This window comes from Paracoccus sp. DMF, assembly GCF_004407025.1.
GTDB lineage: Bacteria > Pseudomonadota > Alphaproteobacteria > Rhodobacterales > Rhodobacteraceae > Paracoccus > Paracoccus aminovorans_B.
In genome coordinates this window covers 1-21,413 of record NZ_SOKV02000050.1, presented here as the reverse complement: position 1 = coordinate 21,413, position 21,413 = coordinate 1, and the positions used below count along the sequence as shown (strand labels likewise).

Annotated in this window: 20 protein-coding genes and 1 pseudogene; 8 read left to right on the top strand and 13 right to left on the bottom strand. The window is 67.7% G+C overall.

Annotated elements, in window-relative coordinates; translation table 11 throughout:
* Positions 1 to 210 precede the first annotated feature (210 nt).
* The 9 genes from carB to E3D03_RS17565 form a co-directional block, all read right to left on the bottom strand.
* Positions 211 to 3,543 carry a carbamoyl-phosphate synthase large subunit gene (gene carB, locus E3D03_RS17605; protein ID WP_263568028.1) on the bottom strand — a complete coding sequence of 1,111 codons (3,333 nt, stop codon included), beginning with the start codon at positions 3,541 to 3,543 and terminating at the stop codon, positions 211 to 213.
* A 189-nt stretch (positions 3,544 to 3,732) separates the two neighbouring features.
* Positions 3,733 to 4,254 carry a TIGR00645 family protein gene (locus E3D03_RS17600; protein ID WP_263568027.1) on the bottom strand — a complete coding sequence of 174 codons (522 nt, stop codon included), beginning with the start codon at positions 4,252 to 4,254 and terminating at the stop codon, positions 3,733 to 3,735.
* 133 nt (positions 4,255 to 4,387) lie between these two features.
* Positions 4,388 to 4,957 carry a hypothetical protein gene (locus E3D03_RS17595; protein WP_263568026.1) on the bottom strand — a complete coding sequence of 190 codons (570 nt, stop codon included), beginning with the start codon at positions 4,955 to 4,957 and terminating at the stop codon, positions 4,388 to 4,390.
* A 72-nt stretch (positions 4,958 to 5,029) separates the two neighbouring features.
* The gene (locus E3D03_RS17590) at positions 5,030 to 5,749 is read right to left on the bottom strand and encodes a sulfate/molybdate ABC transporter ATP-binding protein (RefSeq protein ID WP_062560470.1); all 720 of its coding nucleotides are present in this window, start codon (positions 5,747 to 5,749) and stop codon (positions 5,030 to 5,032) included.
* A gap of 8 nt (positions 5,750 to 5,757) precedes the next feature.
* The gene (gene cysW / locus E3D03_RS17585; protein WP_263568025.1) at positions 5,758 to 6,624 is read right to left on the bottom strand and encodes a sulfate ABC transporter permease subunit CysW; all 867 of its coding nucleotides are present in this window, start codon (positions 6,622 to 6,624) and stop codon (positions 5,758 to 5,760) included.
* Positions 6,617 to 7,453: a sulfate ABC transporter permease subunit CysT gene (gene cysT / locus E3D03_RS17580; protein WP_263568024.1), complete on the bottom strand. Its 837-nt coding sequence runs from the start codon at positions 7,451 to 7,453 to the stop codon at positions 6,617 to 6,619. The genes cysW and cysT overlap by 8 nt, the downstream gene beginning before the upstream one ends.
* A 3-nt stretch (positions 7,454 to 7,456) precedes the next feature.
* A complete protein-coding gene (locus E3D03_RS17575) occupies positions 7,457 to 8,428 on the bottom strand; it encodes a sulfate ABC transporter substrate-binding protein (RefSeq protein ID WP_263568029.1) in 972 nt (323 codons plus the stop codon).
* Positions 8,429 to 8,971: 543 nt separating this feature from the next.
* Positions 8,972 to 9,334: a cell division protein ZapA gene (locus tag E3D03_RS17570; RefSeq protein ID WP_263568023.1), complete on the bottom strand. Its 363-nt coding sequence runs from the start codon at positions 9,332 to 9,334 to the stop codon at positions 8,972 to 8,974.
* Positions 9,335 to 9,337: 3 nt separating this feature from the next.
* Complete coding sequence (locus E3D03_RS17565; RefSeq protein ID WP_263568022.1) at positions 9,338 to 9,814, bottom strand: hypothetical protein; 477 nt, start codon at positions 9,812 to 9,814, stop codon at positions 9,338 to 9,340.
* Between the two features lie 167 nt (positions 9,815 to 9,981).
* On the opposite strand from E3D03_RS17565, the gene hisB reads away from it, so the two are divergent.
* A complete protein-coding gene (gene hisB / locus E3D03_RS17560; RefSeq protein WP_263568021.1) occupies positions 9,982 to 10,569 on the top strand; it encodes an imidazoleglycerol-phosphate dehydratase HisB in 588 nt (195 codons plus the stop codon).
* Entirely contained in the window at positions 10,569 to 11,198 is a 630-nt protein-coding gene (gene hisH / locus E3D03_RS17555; protein ID WP_263568020.1) for an imidazole glycerol phosphate synthase subunit HisH, read from the top strand. Before hisB ends, hisH begins: the two co-directional genes overlap by 1 nt.
* Positions 11,199 to 11,217: 19 nt before the next feature.
* Here hisH and mfd read toward each other — a convergent pair whose 3' ends face one another.
* Both mfd and E3D03_RS17545 read right to left on the bottom strand, forming a co-directional pair.
* A complete protein-coding gene (mfd, locus tag E3D03_RS17550) occupies positions 11,218 to 14,682 on the bottom strand; it encodes a transcription-repair coupling factor (RefSeq protein ID WP_263568019.1) in 3,465 nt (1,154 codons plus the stop codon).
* A 36-nt stretch (positions 14,683 to 14,718) separates the two neighbouring features.
* Positions 14,719 to 15,285, bottom strand: a complete 567-nt coding sequence (locus E3D03_RS17545) for a hypothetical protein (RefSeq protein ID WP_263568018.1) — start codon at positions 15,283 to 15,285, stop codon at positions 14,719 to 14,721.
* Between the two features lie 214 nt (positions 15,286 to 15,499).
* On the opposite strand from E3D03_RS17545, the gene hemB reads away from it, so the two are divergent.
* Together hemB and E3D03_RS17535 are read left to right on the top strand one after the other, a co-directional pair.
* Positions 15,500 to 16,498, top strand: coding sequence for a porphobilinogen synthase (hemB, locus tag E3D03_RS17540; protein WP_263568017.1), 999 nt, complete (start codon positions 15,500 to 15,502; stop codon positions 16,496 to 16,498).
* A 70-nt stretch (positions 16,499 to 16,568) separates the two neighbouring features.
* Entirely contained in the window at positions 16,569 to 17,150 is a 582-nt protein-coding gene (locus E3D03_RS17535) for a YSC84-related protein (RefSeq protein ID WP_018000335.1), read from the top strand.
* A gap of 44 nt (positions 17,151 to 17,194) precedes the next feature.
* Here E3D03_RS17535 and E3D03_RS17530 read toward each other — a convergent pair whose 3' ends face one another.
* A complete protein-coding gene (locus E3D03_RS17530; RefSeq protein WP_062560454.1) occupies positions 17,195 to 17,842 on the bottom strand; it encodes a lytic transglycosylase domain-containing protein in 648 nt (215 codons plus the stop codon).
* Positions 17,843 to 18,073: 231 nt separating this feature from the next.
* Here E3D03_RS17530 and ssb point away from each other — a divergent pair, with 231 nt between their 5' ends.
* The 4 genes from ssb (at position 18,074) to E3D03_RS17510 (ending at position 20,911) form a co-directional block, all read left to right on the top strand.
* Positions 18,074 to 18,607, top strand: a complete 534-nt coding sequence (gene ssb, locus E3D03_RS17525; protein WP_263568016.1) for a single-stranded DNA-binding protein — start codon at positions 18,074 to 18,076, stop codon at positions 18,605 to 18,607.
* A 177-nt stretch (positions 18,608 to 18,784) separates the two neighbouring features.
* Positions 18,785 to 19,960, top strand: a complete 1,176-nt coding sequence (locus tag E3D03_RS17520; protein ID WP_263568015.1) for a zinc-dependent alcohol dehydrogenase — start codon at positions 18,785 to 18,787, stop codon at positions 19,958 to 19,960.
* Positions 19,961 to 19,963: 3 nt separating this feature from the next.
* Positions 19,964 to 20,449 (top strand): hypothetical protein, encoded by a 486-nt coding sequence (locus E3D03_RS17515; RefSeq protein WP_263568014.1) that lies wholly within the window; start codon positions 19,964 to 19,966, stop codon positions 20,447 to 20,449.
* A 9-nt stretch (positions 20,450 to 20,458) separates the two neighbouring features.
* Positions 20,459 to 20,911 carry a DUF421 domain-containing protein gene (locus E3D03_RS17510; RefSeq protein WP_263568013.1) on the top strand — a complete coding sequence of 151 codons (453 nt, stop codon included), beginning with the start codon at positions 20,459 to 20,461 and terminating at the stop codon, positions 20,909 to 20,911.
* Positions 20,912 to 21,056: 145 nt separating this feature from the next.
* Here E3D03_RS17510 and E3D03_RS17505 read toward each other — a convergent pair.
* Positions 21,057 to 21,317 (bottom strand): annotated as a pseudogene (locus tag E3D03_RS17505) (integrase core domain-containing protein); the annotation flags it as partial.
* Positions 21,318 to 21,413: the final 96 nt, after the last annotated feature.

Sequence of the window (21,413 nt, the reverse complement as noted above, 5' to 3'; positions counted from 1 at the left end):
GCTATGGATCCGCCATTTGTCAACATAACCTAGTAATTCACCTTGCAGATGCAAACAGCGCGCTCGGTCGTGTGTTGAAAGGTATTGATCGCGATAAAATCGATTGGCGTTAATTGCACTTTTTCGCCTTTCGCTCCGCCAAGAGCAGCGGAACGCCGCCTTTACTTCTCTCTTCCTGTCTTTTTTCATTGCGATGATTGGACACCACCCTCACGCTTGCAACGCCCGCACCCCAACCTCGCCTTCCCCGCGCGACTTGATCGCCGCCACGGCCGCGATGCTGCCCGCCGCCGTGGTGTAATACGGGATCTTGTCGTTCAGCGCGACCGCCCGGATCTCGCGCGAATCGGCGATGGCCTGCGTGCCTTCGGTGGTGTTCAGCACCATGGCGATCTCGCCGTTCTTGAGCCGATCCACGATGTTCGGGCGACCTTCATAGACCTTGTTGACCAGTTCGGTCTCGACCCCGGAATCGCGCAGGAAGCGGGCGGTGCCGGCGGTGGCGACCAGGGTGAAGCCCATCTCGGTCAGGTCGCGGGCGGCCTGGGCCAGCGCCTCGGACTTGTCGGCGTCGCGGACCGAGATGAAGACCAGCCCCTCGGAGGGCAGCGTCGTCCCCGCCCCCATCTGCGCCTTCAGGAAGGCGCGGGCGAAGTTGCGGTCCCAGCCCATGACTTCGCCGGTCGAGCGCATTTCCGGGCCCAAGAGCGTGTCGACGCCGGGGAATCGGGCGAAGGGCAGCACCGCCTCCTTGACCGAGAACCAGGGCGTGTTCGGGTCGGCGAGCGTCAGCGGGTCGGCGAAGGGCAGGCTGTCCTCGGGACCGACGCCTTCGGGATAGGCCGCGCGGGCCGGGAAGTTCGCCATCGGCTCGCCCGCCATCAGCCTCGCTGCGATCGAGGCGATGGCGCTGTCGGTGGCCTTGGCGACGAAGGGCACGGTGCGGCTGGCGCGCGGGTTGACCTCGAGCACGTAGATCGCGCCGTCCTTCAGGGCGAATTGCACGTTCATCAGCCCGACGACGTTCAGGGCGCGAGCCATGGCGACGGTCTGGACCTTCAGCTCGGCGATGGTGGCGGGGTCGAGCGTGTGCGGCGGCAGCGAACAGGCGCTGTCGCCGGAGTGAACGCCGGCCTCCTCGATATGCTCCATGATGCCGGCGACGTGGACGGTGCTGCCGTCCGAGAGCGCGTCGACATCGACTTCGATGGCGCCCGAGAGGTAGCTGTCGAGCAGCACCGGGCTGTCGCCCGAGACCTTGACCGCCTCGCGGATATAGCGGTTCAGCTGGTCCATGTCGCGCACGATCTCCATCGCGCGACCGCCCAGGACGTAGGACGGGCGGATGACCAGCGGGAAGCCGATGCGCCCGGCGATCTCGATGGCCTCGGCGTCGGAATGGGCGATGCCGTTGATCGGCTGCTTCAGGCCAAGGTCGTTCAGCAGCTTCTGGAAGCGCTCGCGATCCTCGGCCAGGTCGATGGCGTCGGGGGTGGTGCCGAGGATCGGGATGCCCTCCTCCTCCAGCGCGTTGGCCAGTTTCAAAGGCGTCTGGCCGCCGAACTGGACGATGACGCCGTGCAGCGTGCCGTTTTCCTGCTCGATGCGCAGGATTTCCAGGACGTGCTCCAGCGTCAGCGGCTCGAAATACAGCCGGTCCGAGGTGTCGTAATCGGTCGAGACCGTCTCGGGGTTGCAGTTGACCATGATGGTCTCGTAGCCGGCCTTGGTCAGCGCGAAACAGGCATGGCAGCAGCAATAGTCGAACTCGATGCCCTGGCCGATGCGGTTCGGGCCGCCGCCCAGGATCACGACCTTCTTGCGGTCGCTGGGCCGGGCCTCGTTTTCGACGTCGCCCATCGCCGGGGCTTCATAGGTCGAATACATATAGGGGGTCTGGGCCTCGAACTCGGCGGCGCAGGTGTCGATGCGCTTGAAGACCGGGTGCAGGTCATGGGCGCGGCGCGCCTCGCGCACCGCTTTCTCGCCGGTGCCGGTCAGGTCGGCCAGCCGGGCGTCGGTGAAGCCCATCATCTTCAGCCGGCGCAGGCCCTCGGCATCCTGGGGCAGCCCGCCCGCGCGCACGGCATTCTCGGCCTCGACGATCTCGCGCAGCCGCGCCAGGAACCAGGGGTCGAAGGCGGTGGCGTGCTGGATCTCGTCATCGCTCAGCCCGTGGCGCATCGCCTGGGCGATCAGGCGCAGCCGGTCGGGGGTCTGGGCGCTGATCGCCTTGATGACGGCGGCCTTGTCGGGCGCGCCGGGGATCTCGATGTCGTCAAGGCCGGTCAGCCCGTTCTCCATCGAGGCCAGCGCCTTTTGCAGCGATTCGTGGAAGCTGCGGCCGATGGCCATGACCTCGCCCACGGATTTCATCGCCGTGGTCAGCTCGGGCTTGGAGCCGGGGAATTTCTCGAAGGCGAAACGCGGAATCTTGGTCACGACATAGTCGATCGAGGGCTCGAAGCTGGCCGGCGTCACCTTGGTGATATCGTTGTCGAGCTCGTCCAGCGTATAGCCGACGGCGAGCTTGGCCGCGATCTTGGCGATGGGGAAACCGGTCGCCTTCGAGGCCAGCGCCGAGGACCGCGACACGCGCGGGTTCATCTCGATCACCACCATGCGGCCGTCCTTGGGATTGACCGCCCATTGCACGTTCGAGCCGCCGGTCTCGACGCCGATCTCGCGCAGCACGGCGATGCTGCCGTTCCGCATGCGCTGATATTCGCGGTCCGTCAGGGTCAGCGCCGGGGCCACGGTGATCGAATCGCCGGTATGCACGCCCATCGGGTCGACGTTCTCGATGGAGCAGACGATGATGGCGTTGTCGGCGCGGTCGCGCACCACCTCGAACTCGTATTCCTTCCAGCCCAGCAGGCTTTCGTCCACCAGCACCTGCGCCACCGGCGAGGCCTCCAGCCCTGAGCGCACGATGCGCTCGTAATCGTCGCGGTTATAGGCGACGCCGCCGCCGGTGCCGCCCAGGGTAAAGGCCGGGCGGATGATCGCCGGCAGGCCGATCTCATCCAGATCGACCATGGCCTGGGCAATCCCCGCGGCAATGTCATACTTGCCGCTTGCCAGTTTCGGCGCGGCGACGATGGTGGCGCGGGGGTTTTCCAACCCGATGCGGTCCATGGCCTCGCGGAACAGCTTGCGGTCCTCGGCCATCTCGATGGCGGCGCGCTGCGCGCCGATCAGCTCGACACCATAGCGGTTCAAGACGCCCATGTCGGCCAGCGCCAAGGCCGTGTTCAGCCCGGTCTGCCCGCCCATGGTCGGCAGCAGCGCGTCGGGCCGTTCCTTGGCGATGATCTTTTCCACCACCTCGGGGGTGATCGGCTCGATATAGGTGGCATCGGCCATCTCGGGATCGGTCATGATCGTCGCGGGGTTCGAGTTCACCAGGATGACGCGGTAGCCCTCTTCGCGTAGCGCCTTGCAGGCCTGGGCGCCGGAATAGTCGAATTCGCAGGCCTGGCCGATGACGATGGGCCCGGCGCCGATGATCAGGATGGACTTGATATCGGTTCTCTTCGGCATGGCGGTCCCTCGGGCTTGCGGCTGATAAATCGTCCGGGGTTATAGCCGTGGCGGGCCAAGGCGCAAGGGTCCGCACCGCCGCCCGGCCAAAAATCCGCGGCAGGCGAAAGGGGGCGCCTCCCCGACGCGCCGCCCCTGCCCTTCTCTGTTTTCCAAATACCCCTGCGGCCGGGCCACCGGGCGGGAGCGTCACGCCTTGGGCGCGCGCTTCTTCAACCCCTTGCCATGGTTCGAGATCCAGTCCATCGCCGCCAGCAGCACGCCCGAGACGACGAAGACCAGGTGGATCACCACCATCCAGCGGATCTGGTCGGGGGCATATTTGCCGACATCCATGAACACCTTCAGCAGGTGGATGCCCGAGATCGCCACGATCGAGGCCACCAGCTTCAGCTTCAGCCCCGAGAAATCGACCTCGCCCTGCCATTCCGGCCGGTCCTCGTGCGCGCTCAGGTTCATGCGGCTGACGAAATTCTCGTAGCCGGAAAAGATCACGATCAGCAGCAGGTTCGCGGCCAGGCTCAGGTCGATCAGCGCCAGCACCCCCAGCACCGCGTCGTTCACGGTCATCACCGGCAGGATCTGCACCAGGTGGCAGAACTCCAGGCCAAAGACCCAGAGCAGCAGCAGAAGCGACAGCGACAGGCCGACATATATCGGCGCCATCAGCCAGCGGCTGGCGAAAAGACTGCGTTCGATCAGGTGTTCCATGTCGTCCCTCGTTATGCGTTGCAGCCGATCTAGTCACGCCGCAGCGCGGCGAAAACCCCCCGCCTGCATGCGCGCGGCCGGAAACGGATTCTTCGTTGTGCAAATACCCCTGCGGCCGGGCCGCTGCCGCAGGTCAGTCCAGGCTGTCGTAATGGCGCAAGATCCACAGGATGTCATAGGCCAGCCAGGCCAGCCCCACCGCCATGACCTGCCGCGGGCCGCGGGCCCGCAGCGCCAGGGCGGCGGCCAGCACGCCCAGCACCAGCCGCAGCGGGTATTCCCAGCCCAGGGCCGCCAGATATTCGCGGCCCTTCAGCGCGGTATCGAAGAGATCGAAGGCGAAGGACAGCGCGAACAGCCCGTAGAAGCCGCGCCGGCGGCGCATGAAGAAGGCCTCGGTCTCGGCATGGTCGGCATTGCCGTCGGGAAAGATCAGCGTCGCCATCAGGAAGAAGAGCGACGTATAGGCCAGCACGAAGACATAGATGCCGAAATGCCAGCTTTCGACCCGGCGCAGGGCGAACTCCCACCACCAGAAATGCACCGCCCCGGTCAACAGCACCAAGGCCCAGACGATCTGCGCCGCCATGCCCTCGGTCCGCGCCGGCTGCTGGATGCGGCGCGACAGGCCCGAAAGCACCCGGGTGATGGCCAGCCCCAGGATCATGCTGACCAGAACCCGCAGATGGCCATAGGCTTCCATCGACCCGTCCCTTGCTGCCGCGCCTTGCCGGATGCTAACCGGCAAGGCGCGGACGGAAAAGGCCGACGCGCGTCACGCCGCGATGAATTCCCGCACGAAGGGCGTCGCCGGGCGGGCGCGGATGTCCTGCGGCCGGCCGATCTGCTCGATCCGGCCCATGGACATCACCACCACCAGGTCGGCCAGCTCCATGGCCTCGTCCTGGTCATGGGTGACGAAGACCGTGGTCAGGCCGGTGGTGTCGTGGATCTCGCGCAGGCCCTGGCGCAGCTCCTTGCGCACGCGGGCGTCAAGCGCACCGAAGGGCTCGTCGAGCAGCAGCATGCGCGGCTCGATGGCCAAGGCGCGCGCCAAGGCGACGCGCTGGCGCTGGCCGCCCGACAGCTGGCTCGGGAAGCGCCTGGCGATCTGCGGCAGCTGGATCAGGTCCAAGAGCTTCGACACCCGGCGCTGGATCTCGGCCGCGGGCGGGCGCGAGGCGCGCGGGCGGGCGCGCAGCCCATAGGCGATGTTCTCGAACACCGTCATATGCTTGAACAGCGCATAGCTCTGGAACACGAAGCCCGCGCGCCGTTCCTGCACAGTCATGCCGGTCGCGTCCTGGCCGTCGAACAGCACCCGGCCGGAACTCGGGAACTCCAGCCCGCCCAGGATGCGCAAGAGCGTGGTCTTGCCGGAACCCGAGGGCCCCAGCAGCGCCACCAGCGCCCCCGAGGGGATGGCCAGGCTGACCGGCCTCAGGGCCGTGGTGGCGCCGAATTCCTTGGCGATCTCGTCGATCTCGATATGCATCGGACACCTCAATATCTGCGGGTTGCGGCAAGCTGGTCGGCGTGGCGCCATTCCAGCACGGACTTCAGCGCCAGCGTCAGCAGGCCCAGCGCCGCCAGCACGGCGGCGAGCGAAAAGGCCGCCACCGAAAGATATTCGTTATACATCATCTCGATGGTGATCGGCATGGTGGCGGTGACGCCGCGGATCTTGCCGGACACCACGGCCACGGCGCCGAATTCGCCCATGGCGCGGGCGTTGCAGAGCAGTACCCCGTAAAGCAGCGCCCATTTGATGTTCGGCAGCGTCACGGTGCGGAACACCCGCCAGCCCGAGGCGCCCAGCGTCAGCGCCGCCTCCTCCTCGGCCCGGCCCTGCTCGATCATCACCGGGATCAGCTCGCGCGCGACGAAGGGAAAGGTGACGAAGACCGAGGCCAGCACGATCCCCGGCAGCGCGAAGATGATCGGAAAGCCCTGCGCGACCAGCCAGCCGCCGATCAGGCTGTTGGTGCCGAACAGCAAGACCAGCGCCAGCCCCGCCACCACCGGCGAGACCGAGAACGGCAGGTCGATCAGCGTGATCAGGAACGCCTTGCCGCGAAAGTCGAACTTGGTGATGGTCCAGGCGGCGGCAATGCCGAAGACCGCGTTCAGCGGCACGGCGATGGCCGCGACCAGCAGCGTCAGCCGGATCGCCGATTGCGCGTCGCGGTTTCCCAGCGAGGCGATGGCGGCGCCCGCGCCCTTGGCCAGGGCCTCGGCAAAGACCACGGCCAGCGGCGCCAGCACCAGGATGCCAAGGCCGACCAGGGCCACGGCGATCAGCGCGATGCGGGCCGGGCGGCTTTCCTCGGTCACCGGACGCCAGCGGGCGGGGGCTTGCGTATCAGACATGGCCAATCCTCCGGCGGCTCCAGATCTGGATCAGGTTGATGGCCAGAAGCATGGTGAACGAGATCAGCAGCATGGCGATGCCGATGGCCGCCGCGCCGTTGTAGTCGAATTCCTCCAGCTTGATGACGATCAGCAAGGGCGCGATCTCGGTCTTCAGCGGCAGGTTGCCGGCGATGAAGATGACCGAGCCGTATTCGCCGACCGCGCGGGCCAGCGACAACGCGAAGCCGGTCAGCGCGGCCGGCATCAGCATCGGCAGAATCACCCGATACAGCGTGTAGAACCGGCTGGCGCCCAGGGTGGCGCTGGCCTCCTCGACCTCGCGCTCGATCTCGGCGATCACAGGCTGCACGGTGCGGGTGACGAAGGGCAGGCCGACGAAGATCAGCGCGACCAGGATGCCCCATTGCGTATAGGCGATCTTGACGCCAAGCGTCTTGGCGAGGCTGCCGAAGACGCCGTTCGGGGCGTAAAGCGCGGTCAGCGCGATGCCCGCCACCGCCGTCGGCAGGGCGAAGGGCAGGTCCACCATCGCATCGACCAGCCGTCGGCCGGGAAATTCATAGCGCGCCAGCACCCAGGCCAGCAGCGTGCCGAAGACCAGGTTGAAGAGCGCGGCGAAGAATGCCAGCCGGAACGACAGATACAGCGCCGCCCAGACCCGCGGCGTATTCACCGTTTGCCAGACGCCCTCGATGCCGTAGCTCGCCCCCTGGGCCAGCAGCGCGCCGACCGGCAGGATGACGATCAGCGACAGCATGGTCAGCGTGATCCCCATGCCCAGCGCAAAGCCGGGCATGGGGGATTTCTGGATGCGCAAAGCCTGCATCGCCTACTTCCCGGAATAGATCTGGTCGAACGTGCCGCCGTCGCCGAAATGCTCGGGCTGGGCCTGCTTCCAGCCGCCGAAATCGGCGATGGTCACCAGGTCGAGCTTGGGGAAACGCGCCACGTCGTCCGGATTGGCGGCACTGGCATCCCAGGCGCGGTAATAGTGCTTGAAGGCCAGCGCCTGCCCCTCGGGCGAATAGAGGAAGTTCAGATAGCCGTCGGCCAGCGCCTTCTGCTCGTCGCCGCCGATGTTGGCGTCCACCACCGCGACCGGCGGCTCGGCCAGGATCGAGACCGAGGGCACCACGATGTCGAACTGGTCCTCGCCCAGCTCGTTCAGCGCCAGATAGGCCTCGTTCTCCCAGGCCAGCAGCACGTCGCCGATCTCGCGCTGGGTGAAGGTCGTGGTCGAGCCGCGCGCGCCGCTGTCCAGCACCGGGACGTGCTTGAACAACTCGGCCACGAAGGTCTTGGGATCCTGGCCGTTCTTCTGCGCCCAGGCCCAGGCGGCGAGATAGTTCCAGCGCGCCCCGCCGCTGGTCTTGGGGTTCGGCGTGATCACCTCGACGCCCTCCTCGACCAGGTCGCCCCAGTCCTTGATGCCCTTCGGGTTGCCCTCGCGCACCAGGAAGACGATGGTCGAGGTATAGGGCGAGCTGTTGTGCGGCAGGCGCGACTGCCAGTCCTCGGGCAGAAGCCCCTTTTCGGCGATCTTGTCGATGTCCGAGGCCAGCGCCAGCGTCACCACCTGCGCCTTGAGCCCGTCGATGACCGAGCGCGCCTGCGCGCCCGAGCCGCCATGCGAGGTCTCGATCTGCGGCGCCGGATGGCCGTCGGCTTCCCATTTCTTGGCAAAGGCGGCGTTCACCTCGCGGTAAAGCTCGCGCGTCGGGTCGTAGCTGACGTTGAGCAGGCTTTCGGCCTGGACCTGGCCGGCAAGGCCCAGCGCGGTCACGGTCAGCGCCACCGACATCACGCGGCGCAGGGGCAGGCTCAGGCAACGATCCCAGAAGCCGGCCTGCAGCGGATAGCCGGTCATGCGCTTGGTGCCGTCCTCGACCGTCAGGCGGCCGTCCAGGTGGCGACGGATCACCCGGCCATGGGCCAGTTGGCTGTCGGTCACGCGAATGGTGCGGATCATGATGCCTTCCCTCTTTCGATGCCCCGTCGGGGCCTTCATGCCCGTAATAACGACAGGGTTTATCGTTTATTTCAAGAAAAAAGACGCCTTCTCCCATCGTTTTTATTAATTATATAAATCAATATGTTATGATGACATGCGCCAAGATCCGTCGACATTTTCGGCCAAGGCAGATCCGCGCAGAATCGGAATCAGCGGGCTTTTCGGGGCCACAGCAGCACCGCGCGGAAACGACCAAGGCGGGACCCAAGGGCCCGGCCTCACCTGCTTTCCGTTTTCCAAATACCCCGGCACCCGCGCCGCTGGCCGGCCGCCTGAAAGCCGGCATCGGCCTTCTCTGTTTTCCAAATACCCCTGCGACCGCGACGCCCGCGGTCAGCCCGGAAGCTGGTCCTCGGCCTTCTGCGCCAGGGCCTCGGCGCGGGCGGCAAGCTCGGCCATGCCCTCGCGCAGGCTTTCGGGCACCACCGGCACCTCGACCCGCTGCGGGTTGACCTTCAACCGCGCCAGCTCGCGCTCGGCCGAGGCGGCGCGGTCCTCCAGCGCCGTCATGCGGTCGGCGAGCATCAGCCCGGCCAGCAGCAGGAGCCGCGGCTCGGGCATGCGGCCGGCCTGGGTCAGGATCGCCTGCGCCTCGCCGTCCAGCAGCGCGGCGGCACGCTTCAGCAGCCGCTCCTCGCCCTCCTGGCAGGACAGCGTGTAATTCTTGTGCCCGATCGAGAATTCGACTTCGGCCATGGCTCAGCCCCTTTCCCCGTCCACGTCCGCGGTCTCCGGCGCGGCGGCTTCCCCGGCCATGCGGTCCAGCGTGTCGATGATGTCGCCCATCTGCGCCATCTCGGCGGCGCGGGCGGCGCGCAGCGCCTCGACCTCGGCCTCCAGCGCGGCAAGCGCCTCGTCCCGGGGCAGGCCGGCGGCCTCGATCAGCGCGCGATTGGCAGCGGCCAGCGCCTCATTGGCCGCCGAGAGCCGCGCCGCCTCCTGCCCGGCCGCCACCAGGCGCTGATGCGCCTCGGCCAGCCGGCCCTCGCAGGCAGAGAGCGTCGCGGCCTCGCGCTCGTGCAGCGCCGCCAGCTCCTGCGACAGGCGCTGGTTCTCGGCCCGGCCCTCGGCCGAGGGCGCGTCGCCGCCGGCAGCAGCGGCCCGGTCGATCAGCCGGTCGATGCGGTCCAGGGCGGCGGTCAGCCGCTTTTCGCTGGCAGTCAGCTCGTCTCTCATCGGCCAGGATCCTTTCAGGCGCTTGTCCGCTTGCCCCGTTTTGGCACCCCGCCGCCGATATGACAAGAACGCCGGCCCGGGGCCGCGCGGCGACCCGCCCAAAGCCCCGGCTTTTCAGCCGCCCCCGCCCGCCCTATAAGGCGGCGAGCCTTTCATGAGGAGAGAAGATGCGCCGCGCAAAGATCACCCGCGACACGGCCGAGACCCGGATCGAGGTCGAGATCGACCTGGACGGCAGCGGCCGCTACGACAACCAGACCGGCGTCGGCTTCTTCGACCACATGCTGGACCAGCTCGCGCGGCATTCGCTGATCGACCTGACGGTGCGGGCCAAGGGCGACCTGCATATCGACGACCACCACACGGTCGAGGACACCGGCATCGCGCTGGGCCAGGCACTGGTCAAGGCGCTGGGCGACAAGACGGGCATCCGCCGCTATGGCCGCTTCCAACTGGCGATGGACGACGCCCAGGTCGCGGCGGCGCTGGACCTGTCGGGCCGGGCCTATCTGGTCTGGAACGTCGGCTTCCCGACCGAAAAGATCGGCACCTTCGATTGCGAGCTGGTGCGGGAATTCTTCCAGGCGCTCTCGACCCATGGCGGCATCACCCTGCATGTCGACCGCATCCACGGGGTGAATTCGCATCACATCGCCGAGGCCGCCTTCAAGGCCGTCGCCCGCGCCCTGCGCGAGGCGGTCGAGCCCGATCCGCGCATGGCCGGCGTGCTGCCCTCGACCAAGGGCGCGCTGTGATGCGCGTCGCCCTGGTCGATTACGACAGCGGCAACCTGCATTCCGCCGAAAAGGCCTTCGCGCTGATGGGCCGCGAGACCGGGGCCGACGTCATCGTCACCTCGGACCCCGAGGCCGTTGCCCGCGCCGACCGCATCGTGCTGCCCGGCGACGGCGCCTTCCCGGCCTGCAAGGCGGCGCTCGAGGCCGTGCCCGGCATGGTCGAGGCGCTGACCGAGGCAGTCCTGACCCGCGCCGTGCCCTTCATGGGCATCTGCGTCGGCATGCAGATGCTGGCCGAGATCGGCCATGAATATCGCGACACCCCCGGCCTCGGCTGGATCGGCGGCCAGATCGACGCCATCGACGCGCCGGGGCTGAAAGTGCCGCATATGGGCTGGAACGACCTGACGGTGCTGCGCCCGCATCCGCTGCTCGACGGCATCCGCTCGGGCGATCACGCCTATTTCGTGCACAGCTGGCAGTTTCGCGTCACGGAGCCCGCGCATCTGCTGGCCACGGCGGATTACGGCGGGCCGGTGACGGCGGTGGTCGGTCGCGACAATATCGTCGGCACCCAGTTCCACCCCGAGAAATCGCAGGACGTGGGCTTGCGCATCATCGCCAACTTCCTGCGCTGGCAGCCCTGAGGGTTCCGGCCCTGAGGGGTCAGGCTTTCGCCCGGCCCTCCTTGATCTTGGCGGCCAGGTCCTTGGCGATGGCAAAGGCGCCCTTGATGCGGTCGGCATCGCCTGGCCAGTCGCGCAGCACCACGATCTTGTTGTCGGTGACCTTGGCCTGGCCGCGCTGGTCGTGGATGAACTCGACCAGCCCGGCCGGATTCGGGAACTTGTCGCCGTGGAACTGGATCGTGACGCCCTTGGGCCCGGCGTCCAGCTTCGAGATATTCGCCCGCTTCGCCATCGCCTTGATGCGGATGACCAGCAGCAGCGTGTTCACCTCGCGCGGCAGCGAGCCGAAGCGGTCGATCAGCTCGGCGGCGAAACCCTCGAGCTCGACCTTGGTCGTCAGTTCGGCCAGCCGGCGATAGAGGCCCAGCCGCACGTCCAGGTCGGGCACATAGCTTTCGGGAATCGTCACCGGCACGCCCAGGTTCAGCTGCGGCGCCCATTCGTCCTCGGGCGTGCCCTCGATCTCGCCGGATTTCAGCTTGGCGATCGTCTCCTCCAGCATCTGCTGGTAAAGCTCGAAGCCGACCTCCTTGATGTGGCCGGACTGCTCCTCGCCCAGAAGGTTGCCCGCCCCGCGCAGGTCCAGGTCCTGCGAGGCCAGGTTGAAGCCGGCGCCCAGGCTGTCGATGGCGCCCAGGAACTTCAGCCGCCGCATCGCCTGCGGCGTCAGCGGTACCCGCGGCTTGGTGGTCAGGTAGCAATAGGCCCGGGTCTTGGAGCGCCCGACCCGGCCGCGGATCTGGTAAAGCTGCGCCAGGCCGAACATGTCGGCGCGCCAGACCACCATGGTGTTGGCGGTCGGGATATCCAGGCCCGATTCGACGATGGTCGTCGCCAGCAGCACATCGGCGCCGCGGTCGTAGAAGGCGTTCATGCGGCTATCCAGATCGCCCGCCGCCAGCTGGCCATGCGCGACGATGGTCGAGACCTCGGGGACGTGTTCCCTCAGCCATTCCTCGATCTCGGGCAGGTCCGACAGGCGCGGCACGACGAAGAAGCTCTGCCCGCCGCGGTATTTCTCGCGCAGCAGCGCCTCGCGGATGGTGACGCTGTCGAACTCGCTGACATAGGTGCGGATCGAGAGCCGGTCCACCGGCGGCGTGCCGATGATCGACAGGTCCCGCACTCCGGTCAGCGACAGTTGCAAGGTGCGCGGGATCGGCGTCGCGGTCAGGGTCAGGACATGGATGTCGCTGCGCAGCTCCTTCAGGCGCTCCTTGTGGCCGACGCCGAAATGCTGCTCTTCGTCGACGATCAGCAGGCCGAGGTTCTTGAAGCGCACCTGCTTCGCCAGCACGGCATGGGTGCCGACGACGATGTCCACCGTGCCCTCGGCCAGGCCCTTGCGGGTCTCGGCGGCATCCTTGGCCGAAACGAAGCGCGACAGCGGCCGGACATTGATCGCCGTGCCGCGGAAACGCTCGGCAAAGGTGCGGAAATGCTGGCGCGCCAGCAGCGTGGTCGGCGCGACCACCGCGACCTGCCGGCCCTGGCTGGCGGCGATGAAGGCCGCGCGCATGGCAACCTCGGTCTTGCCGAAGCCGACGTCGCCCACCACCAGCCGGTCCATCGGTCGGCCGGCGGCCAGGTCCTCGGCCACGTCCGAGATCGCCGCCGCCTGGTCCTCAGTCTCGGTATAGGGGAAGCGGGCGGCAAAGCTTTCGACCTCGTGATGCTCGGGCTCCAGCACCGGGGCGGGACGCAGCAGGCGCTCGGCCGCGACGCGCATCAGCTTGTCGGCGATCAGCTTGATGCGTTCCTTGAGCCGCGCTTTCCGCGCCTGCCAGGCCCCCCCGCCCAGCTTGTCGAGCAAGCCTTCCTCATGGCCATAGCGGCTGAGCAGTTCGATGTTCTCGACCGGCAGATACAGCCGGTCGCCGCCGGCATATTCGATGGCGACGCAGTCATGCGGCACCTTCAGCGCCATCACGGTCTCGAGACCGGTATAGCGGCCGATGCCGTGTTCGACATGCACCACCAGGTCGCCGGGGGTCAGCGTGGTGGTGTCGCGCAGGAAATTCTCGGCCTTGCGCTTGCGCTTCGCGCCGCGGATCAGCCGGTCGCCCAGCACGTCCTGCTCCGAGATCACCGCCAGCGGTCCGGTCGCCGCGCCGTCCGAGGCGAACCCTTCCTCCAGCGGCCAGACCGCCAGCCCCAGCGCGCCGGGCGCGGCCGGCAGGTCGCGCAGGTCGGCGATGGGCTTCGCGCCCTGCACCCCCTCGTCGGCGATCAGCCCGGCCAGGCGTTCGCGGGCGCCTTCCGAAAAGCTCGCCACCACGACGCGATGCGTGGCTTGAAGTTTTCGAATATGCTCTGACAGCGCCTTGAACAGGTTTCCTTTTTCTGCCTGACGCTCGGGTGCGAAATTGCGCCCGACCCGGCCGCCCGCATCCAGCACGCCCGGCCCGGGCGGCTGCGGCAGCACCGACAGCCGCAGCAGGCGATGCGCGGCAAGCCAGCGCTTCCACTCAGCCTCGTCGGGAAACATCTCGGACGGCGGCACCGGGCGATAGACCGTATCGGTGCCCCCCTTGCGGGCCAACGCCTCGCGCCGGGCCTCGAATTGCTCGGCGATGGTATGCGCGCGCGCGTCGCGGACCTGGTCCAGGTGGTCGTCCGCCACCACCGAGGCCCCGGGCAGATAGTCGAAGAGGCTTTCCAGCCCGGCGTGGAACCAGGGCAGCCAATGCTCCATCCCGGCCATCTTGCGCCCGGCGCTGATGCCCTCATAAAGCGGGTCGTTCGCGGCGGCGCCATATTCGGCGCGGTAGTTCTGGCGGAAGCGGGTGATCGCGGCTTCGTCCAGGATCACCTCGGACATCGGCGCCAGTTCGACATGGTCGAGCTTTTCGGTGGAACGCTGTGATTCCACGTCGAAACGCCGCGCGCCCTCCAACACGTCGCCGAACATGTCCAGCCGGATCGGCCCCGAATCGCCCGGCGGATAGATGTCGATGATGCCGCCGCGCACGGCGAAATCGCCGGGCTCGGTCACGGTCGGCGATTGCGAAAAGCCCATGCGGGCCAGATAGGCGCGCAAGCCGCCCTCGTCCATGCGGTTGCCCACGGTGGCCGAGAAGCTGGCCCCGCGCAGCGCCGCGCGCGGCGGCACCCGCTGCATGGCGGCCGAAAGCGTGGTCAGCAGAACGAAGGGCCCCTTCAGCGCGCCATGCGCCAAGGCCGTCAGCACCGCCATGCGCGCGGCCATCACGCCCCCGGCGGGCGAGACGCGGTCGTAAGGCGTGGTGTCCCAGGCCGGGAATTCCAGCACTGCGGCCTGCGGGGCAAAGAACCCCAGCGCGGCGCGCATCGCCGCCATGCGGCGGTCGTCGCGGGCGATGTGGATGACGGGCTGGCCGCGCGACAGTTCGCGCGCAACCAGGGCGGCGTCCATGCCCTCGGGCGCGCCGGAAAGGATCAGGTGTTCGGGATGCGCTGACATGGCTCGTGAGGTAAAGCCGGCGCGGGCAGAGTCAAGTCAGAAGCCGAAGGGATGCGCGATCATCCAGACAGCACCGTAGAACGCCGTCACCGCCACCGACAGGACCGAGATCGCCAGCCCGACCCGGCGGTGGTGGCGCAGAAGCCGCGCCGCCTCGGCCCCGGCCTCGTTCACCGGCTGGCCGACCTCGGCCCGGGCCAGCACCGCGCCCAGCCGGCGCGCCAGCCGCAGGTCCAGCGCGAACAGACCGGCAAAGGGCAGGATCAGCAGCACCAGCGCCTGCGCCATCTCCAGCCCATAGCCGAAGCCCAGCACCGCCAGCGTGCTGACCAGGAATGCGCCGACGCCCAGCAGCACCGCCCCCTCGCGCGGGCCAAGCTGCCAGCGCGGCAGGGTCAGCGACAGCCAGTCCAGCAGCATCAGCGCCGCCGGATCGTCCTCGGGCCCCGGTGCGGTGCGGCCGGCGGCTGCGATCACGTCCGAAGGCACGCCCAGGCTGCGGCGGCCGGCCATGGTCCAGGCCAGCGTCAGGATCACCCAGAACCAGATCGAGCCGAAGGACCGGCTGTCCAGCAGGGCGAGGATGGCCTCGGCTCCGGGCACGCAAATCTCCCTCGTGCAAACTGCGCGAGGGGCAAACTAACCGCGCGCAACCGAAAGGGAAACCGGGATTTTCCGGCACCTCGCGTCCCTGGCCGCACAGTCTTTCCGTTTTCCAAATACCCGCAATCCCGGCCGCGCCGAGGGTCATGGGGGTTGCACAGCGGACGCCCCGGGTGCAGTTTCCCGCCCGAGCCAAGCCAAGCAAGAGGCCGCCATGTCCCCGACCCCGATCGTCGCCCCCTTCCCGATGACCCGCCTGCGCCGCCTGCGCCGCACGCCGGCGCTGCGCGCGCTGACGACCGAGGTGAACCTGACGCCGGCGAACCTGATCTGGCCGATCTTCGTGACCGAGATCGACGGCGGCGCCGGCGAGATCCCCTCGATGCCCGGGGTCGAGCGGCTGACGCTGGACGGCGCCAGGCGCGCGGCCGAAACCGCACTGCGGTTGAACATCCCGGCGATCTGCATCTTTCCGCATTCCGACCCGGACCAAAAGACCGAGAGTTGCGAACGCGCCTGGGACCCGGACAACATCGGCAACCGCGCCATCCGCGCCATCAAGGAGGTGGCGCCGGACCTGGCGGTGATGACCGATATCGCGCTCGACCCCTATAACGCCAACGGCCATGACGGGATCGTGCGGGACGGCGTGATCCTGAACGACGAGACGGTCGAGGCGCTGGGCCGCATGGCGCTGGTCCAGGCCGAGGCGGGGGCGGACATTCTCGGCCCCTCGGACATGATGGACGGGCGCATCGGCGCATTGCGCGGACTGCTGGAGTCGAACGGCCACAAGGACGTGGCGATCCTGTCCTATGCCGCGAAATACGCCTCGGGATTCTATGGTCCGTTCCGCGATGCGGTCGGCGCCTCGGGGCGGCTGGTCGGCGACAAGAAGACCTATCAGATCAACCCGGCGAACCGCGACGAGGCGATGCGCTGCGTCGCCCGCGACCTGGCCGAGGGCGCCGACATGGTCATGGTCAAGCCCGGCATGCCCTATCTGGACATCTGCCGCATGGTCCGCGACCAGTTCGCGGCGCCGACCTTCGCCTATCAGGTCAGCGGCGAATACGCGATGCTGGAGGGCGCGATCCGCAACGGCTGGCTGTCGCGCGACGTGGTCATCGAAAGCCTGCTCGCCTTCCGCCGCGCCGGCTGCGACGGCATCCTGACCTATTACGCGCCGCAGGTCGCCGAAAGGCTGGCATGAGGCGGCATTCGCCTTTATCATCGCGGGCTTAACGGGCGGCGCAACCGCCGTTCAGCAACGAGGGCGAAACATGACCAATCCCAACCCCATCAGCCGGCGGTTCCTTGTGCTGGGCGGCGCGCTGGCCGGTGCGGCGGCCGTGGCGGGCTGCTCGAACGCGGTCGGGCAGGACGCGCCCTCGCGGCTGGATGCGCGGGTGGACGCGACGCGCAACTACCTGCTGCAGACCTATCCCGCCACCGCGCCGATGGTGCAGAACGCCAAGGGCGTGCTCTACATGCCGCTGATGACCGAGGCCGGCTTCGGCGTCGGCGGCGCTTACGGCCAGGGCGCGCTGCGCATCAACAACGTGACGGTGGATTACTATTCCGCGGCGCAGGCCAGCGTCGGCTTCCAGATCGGCGCGCAGCAATATGCCCATGTGCTGATCTTCCAGACCGATGCCGCGCTGGCCGATTTCCGCCGCGCCCCGGGCTGGGTGGCCGAGGCCGGGGCCTATTACGCCCTGCCCGCCCGCGGCGTCTCGATGGGCACCGACACGATCACCGCGCAGCAGCCGGTGGTGGCCATGGTCTTCGGCCAGTCGGGGCTGATGGCCGGGGCCTCGATCGCCGGGACGAAATACACGCGCATCATCCCTTCGACCTTCTGAGGGGCCAATGGAAAAGGCCGGGCGCCCTGCCCGGCCTTTCCATTTCAACTGCCGTGGATGATGCGGACGTAGTTCTTGGTCTCGCGATAGGGCGGCACGCCGCCGTATTTCGCCACCGCCGCCGGCCCGGCGTTATAGGCGGCCAGCGCCAGCCGCCAGCTGCCGAAGGTGTTGTACATCATGCGCAGATAGCGCGCGCCGCCTTCCAGGTTCTGGATCGGGTCGCCGGGATCGACGCCCAGCTTCGCCGCCGTGCCGGGCATCAGCTGCGCCAGCCCGCGCGCGCCCTTGTGCGAGCGCGCCGAGGGGTTCCAGCCCGATTCCTGCTGCACCAGGCGCAGGAACAGGTCCTCGGGCACGCCATGCTTGCGCGCCATCGCCCGGGCATGCGGCAGATACTGGCTGCGGCGGTTGCCGCGATAGGCCGGGATGGCAGTCGGCAGGTCCAGCTCGACCACGCTTTTCGTCGAGGTGCCGCCGGGCCGCAGCCGCGCCGATTGCTGGTATTGCCCGGCCAGGCGCGAATCCATCAGCCGGGTCTGGCGCTCGAACTGGGCGATGCGCGACTTGCCGCTTTTGGTCTGGAGCCGCAGCCCCTCGGCCGCGGCGGGCGCGGCAAGCCCGGCCGAAATCGTCAGCACCAGCGCCGTGCGGCCGATGTTGCGCAGCAATGCCCGATGGCTTGAAAGCATCTGAAGTCCCTCATGCACGCCGTATTTCTTTTTGCCGGCACTATAGCGCAAAGCCGGGGGAACGCCGCAACAGCTTTGTTTCCCGGGCCGAACCGCGCCGGTATCGGCGGATTTCCGCGCAAGGCGGGCGCAGCATCCGCCGCTTGGCCGTCCCTTGCATTCCGCTTGCCCCGAGGCGCCGGGACGCGCTAAACCCGCGCGAGGCACGAACAGAACGAAAGGGCCGGCAGCATGGCGGGCAGCGTCAACAAGGTCATCCTGGTCGGCAACCTGGGCCAAGACCCCGAGGTCCGCAGCTTTCCGAGCGGCGGCAAGGTCGCGAACCTGCGCATCGCCACTTCGGAGACCTGGAAGGACCGCAACACCGGCGAGCGCAAGGAGCGCACGGAATGGCACACCGTCGCCATCTATTCCGAGCCCCTGGTCCGCGTCGCCGAGCAATACCTGAAAAAGGGCAGCAAGGTCTATGTCGAGGGCCAGCTGGAAACCCGCAAATGGCAGGACCAGAGCGGCAATGACCGCTATACGACCGAGGTTGCCCTGCGCCCCTTCCGCAGCGAGCTGCACATGCTCGACGGCCGCGGCGGCCCGGGTGGCGGCGGCGGTCGCGGCGATGACAATTACGGCGGCGGCAGCTATGGCGGTGGCGGCGGCTATGGCGGCGGCAGCTCGGGCGGCGGCTATGGCGGCAGCCAAGGTGGCGGCCAGGGCGGCGGGCAGCCGTCCTCGGGGCGGCCGGATTTCGACGACGATATCCCGTTCTAGGGCCTCGCCCGCGGCGCCCGCTTGGCGCCGGCACCTGTGCTCTTCCGACGCTCCGCCTCGACCCGAGGCGGGGCGTTTTCGTTTCCGTGCCTGCCGACCCCGGCGGCGGTTTGGCCCTGCGCTGGAACATCTGCCTTTCCCGAGGGTTGGGGACCGGACAGCAGAGGAGACCCGGCGATGAAGGCACTGATCTGGCACGGCAAGGGCGACATCCGGCACGAGACCGTGCCCGACCCCGGTATCGAGGACGGGCGCGACATCATCATCAAGGTCTGCGCCTGCGCCATCTGCGGCTCGGACCTGCACCTGATGGACGGCTATATGCCGACGATGGAAAGCGGCGACGTGCTGGGCCATGAGGCGATGGGCGAAGTGGTCGAGGTCGGGCGCGACCACAGCAAGTTCCAGGTCGGTGACCGCGTCGTCGTTCCCTTCAACATCGCTTGCGGCGACTGCTTCTTCTGCCGCAAGCAGCTGTATTCCCTGTGCGACCGCACCAATCGCAATGCGGAAAAGGCGGCCAAGCTCATGGGCCACGCCCCCGCGGGCCTGTTCGGCTATTCGCATCTGACCGGCGGCTATGCGGGCGGGCAGGCGGAATATCTGCGCGTGCCCTATGGCGACGTCGGGCCGATCCGGGTGCCGGACGGCCTGCCGGACGAGCAGGTGCTGTTTCTCTCGGACATCTTCCCCACCGGCTACATGGCGGCCGAGAACGCCGAAATCGAGCCCGGCGATACCGTCGCGATCTGGGGCTGCGGCCCGGTCGGGCAATTCGCCATCCAATGCGCCTGGATGCTGGGCGCGGGCCGCGTCATCGCCATCGACAAGGTGCCCGAGCGGCTTGCCATGGCCGAGACCCATGGCAAGGCCGAGGTGCTGGATTTCTCGGCGGTCAAGATCTATGACGCGCTGATGGAGATGACCGCGGGCCGCGGCCCCGATCGCTGCATCGATTGCGTCGGCACCGAGGCCGACGCCACGGCCAGCCTGGATTCCCTGCTCGACAAGGCCAAGGCCAGCCTGATGCTGGGCACCGACCGGCCGCATGTGCTGCGCGAGATGATCTATTGCTGCCGCAAGGGCGGCACGATCTCGGTCCCCGGGGTCTATGTCGGCATGGTCGACAAGATCCCCTTCGGCGCGGCGATGAACAAGGGGCTGACCTTTCGCATGGGCCAGACCCACACCCACCGCTATCTGGAACCGCTGCTGGACAAGGTCCAGAAGGGCGAGATCGACCCCTCCTTCGTCATCACCGACCGCGCGCCGCTGGCCGAGGGGCCGGAGCTTTACAAGAAGTTCCGCGACAAGAAGGACGGCTGCATCAAGGTCGTCATGACGCCGGGTTGAGCCATGGCCAGGATCGACGACATCCCCCCGGTCCGCGCGGACGGGCTGCAACTGGTCGAGAACCGTGCCTTCCAGGAACGCTTCTGGCGCGCGCAGCGCCTGGCCTGGATCGCCTTCGGCGCGCTGATGCTGGCGGCCCTGCTGGGCCTGACCGGCAGCGGCGGCCCGCTGCACAGCCGCGTGCTGCATTTCGCCGGCGCCAGTGTCGAGATGCCCCGCATCGCGCGCTGGGAGGGCAATGACGAGATCACCGTCACCCTGCGCGATGCCGATACGCTGGTCGTCGGCAATGAATTCTTCGACGGCGTCGGCCTTCAGCGCATCCAGCCCGAGCCGGAAACCGTGCTGCAGGGCGACCGGCAGGAGATGCGCTTTTCCGGGCCGGGCAAGGTCGTTCTGCAAATCCGCCCCGAGCATTTCGGGCTGGTGCGCTTCGACCTCGGGATCGGCGGGCACAGCCGGCCGGTCCGCCTGCTGGTGCTGCCATAGGAGGGCATGATGGATTCCGTCATTCGCGGCGTTGCGATCTATGCCTTCCTGCTGGCGGTCACCCGGCTTTCGGGCCGGCGCACCATGGCGCAGGCGACGCCCTTCGATTTCGTCCTGGTGCTGATCATCGCCGAGACGACGCAGCAGGCGCTTCTGGGCGACGATTTCTCGCTGATCAATGCGGTGGTGCTGATCGTCACGCTGTTCGCCGTCGATGTGGCGCTCTCCTATGCCAAGCGCGCTTCGAGCCGGCTGGCGCTGTGGCTGGACGGCGCGCCGACCGTGCTGATCAGCGACGGCCGCATCGATTTCCACGCCCTGGGGCGCGCGCGGGTCAGCGTGAACGATCTTCTGGAAGCCGCGCGGATCCAGCACGGGCTGAAGACGCTGGCCGATATCGACGCCGCCGTGCTGGAGATCAGCGGCGGGATCAGCATCGTGCCGAAGCAACAGGACGGCTAGCCTCTTGGCCCGCGCGAAACCTTGGCGCGTTCGCGGATCAGGCCTTCTCTGCGGTGAAAGCGGTCGCGCAATATTGAACCGCTCCGGGTTTGCCGGAGGCTGATTTTCGTTAGCCACCCGGCCATGGGCTCGGTTTCAGTGCGGCCTAGAAGTTTGCCTCGGCTTCGGCAGGCGGGATGTTCCCGATCGACTCCAGCAGGCGGCGATTGTTGAACCAGTCCACCCGTTCGAGTGTGGCATGTTCCACCGCTTCGAAACTGCGCCAGGCCCGTGACGATGGATGACCTCGCCTTGAACATATGGAGGGGACCGTCTCGGCCAAGGCATTGTCGTAGCTGTCGCCGACACTGCCGACCGATGGCTCGATGCCCGCTTCCGCCAGCCGTTCGCTGTAGTGAGTGCTCAGACGAATACCACATGAGCAAAGCCCTTCCAGGTGGCGACATAGGTGAAATCGTCGTCCATTGTCCTCAGACCATGTATGGATGGCCCCTTGGCAAGA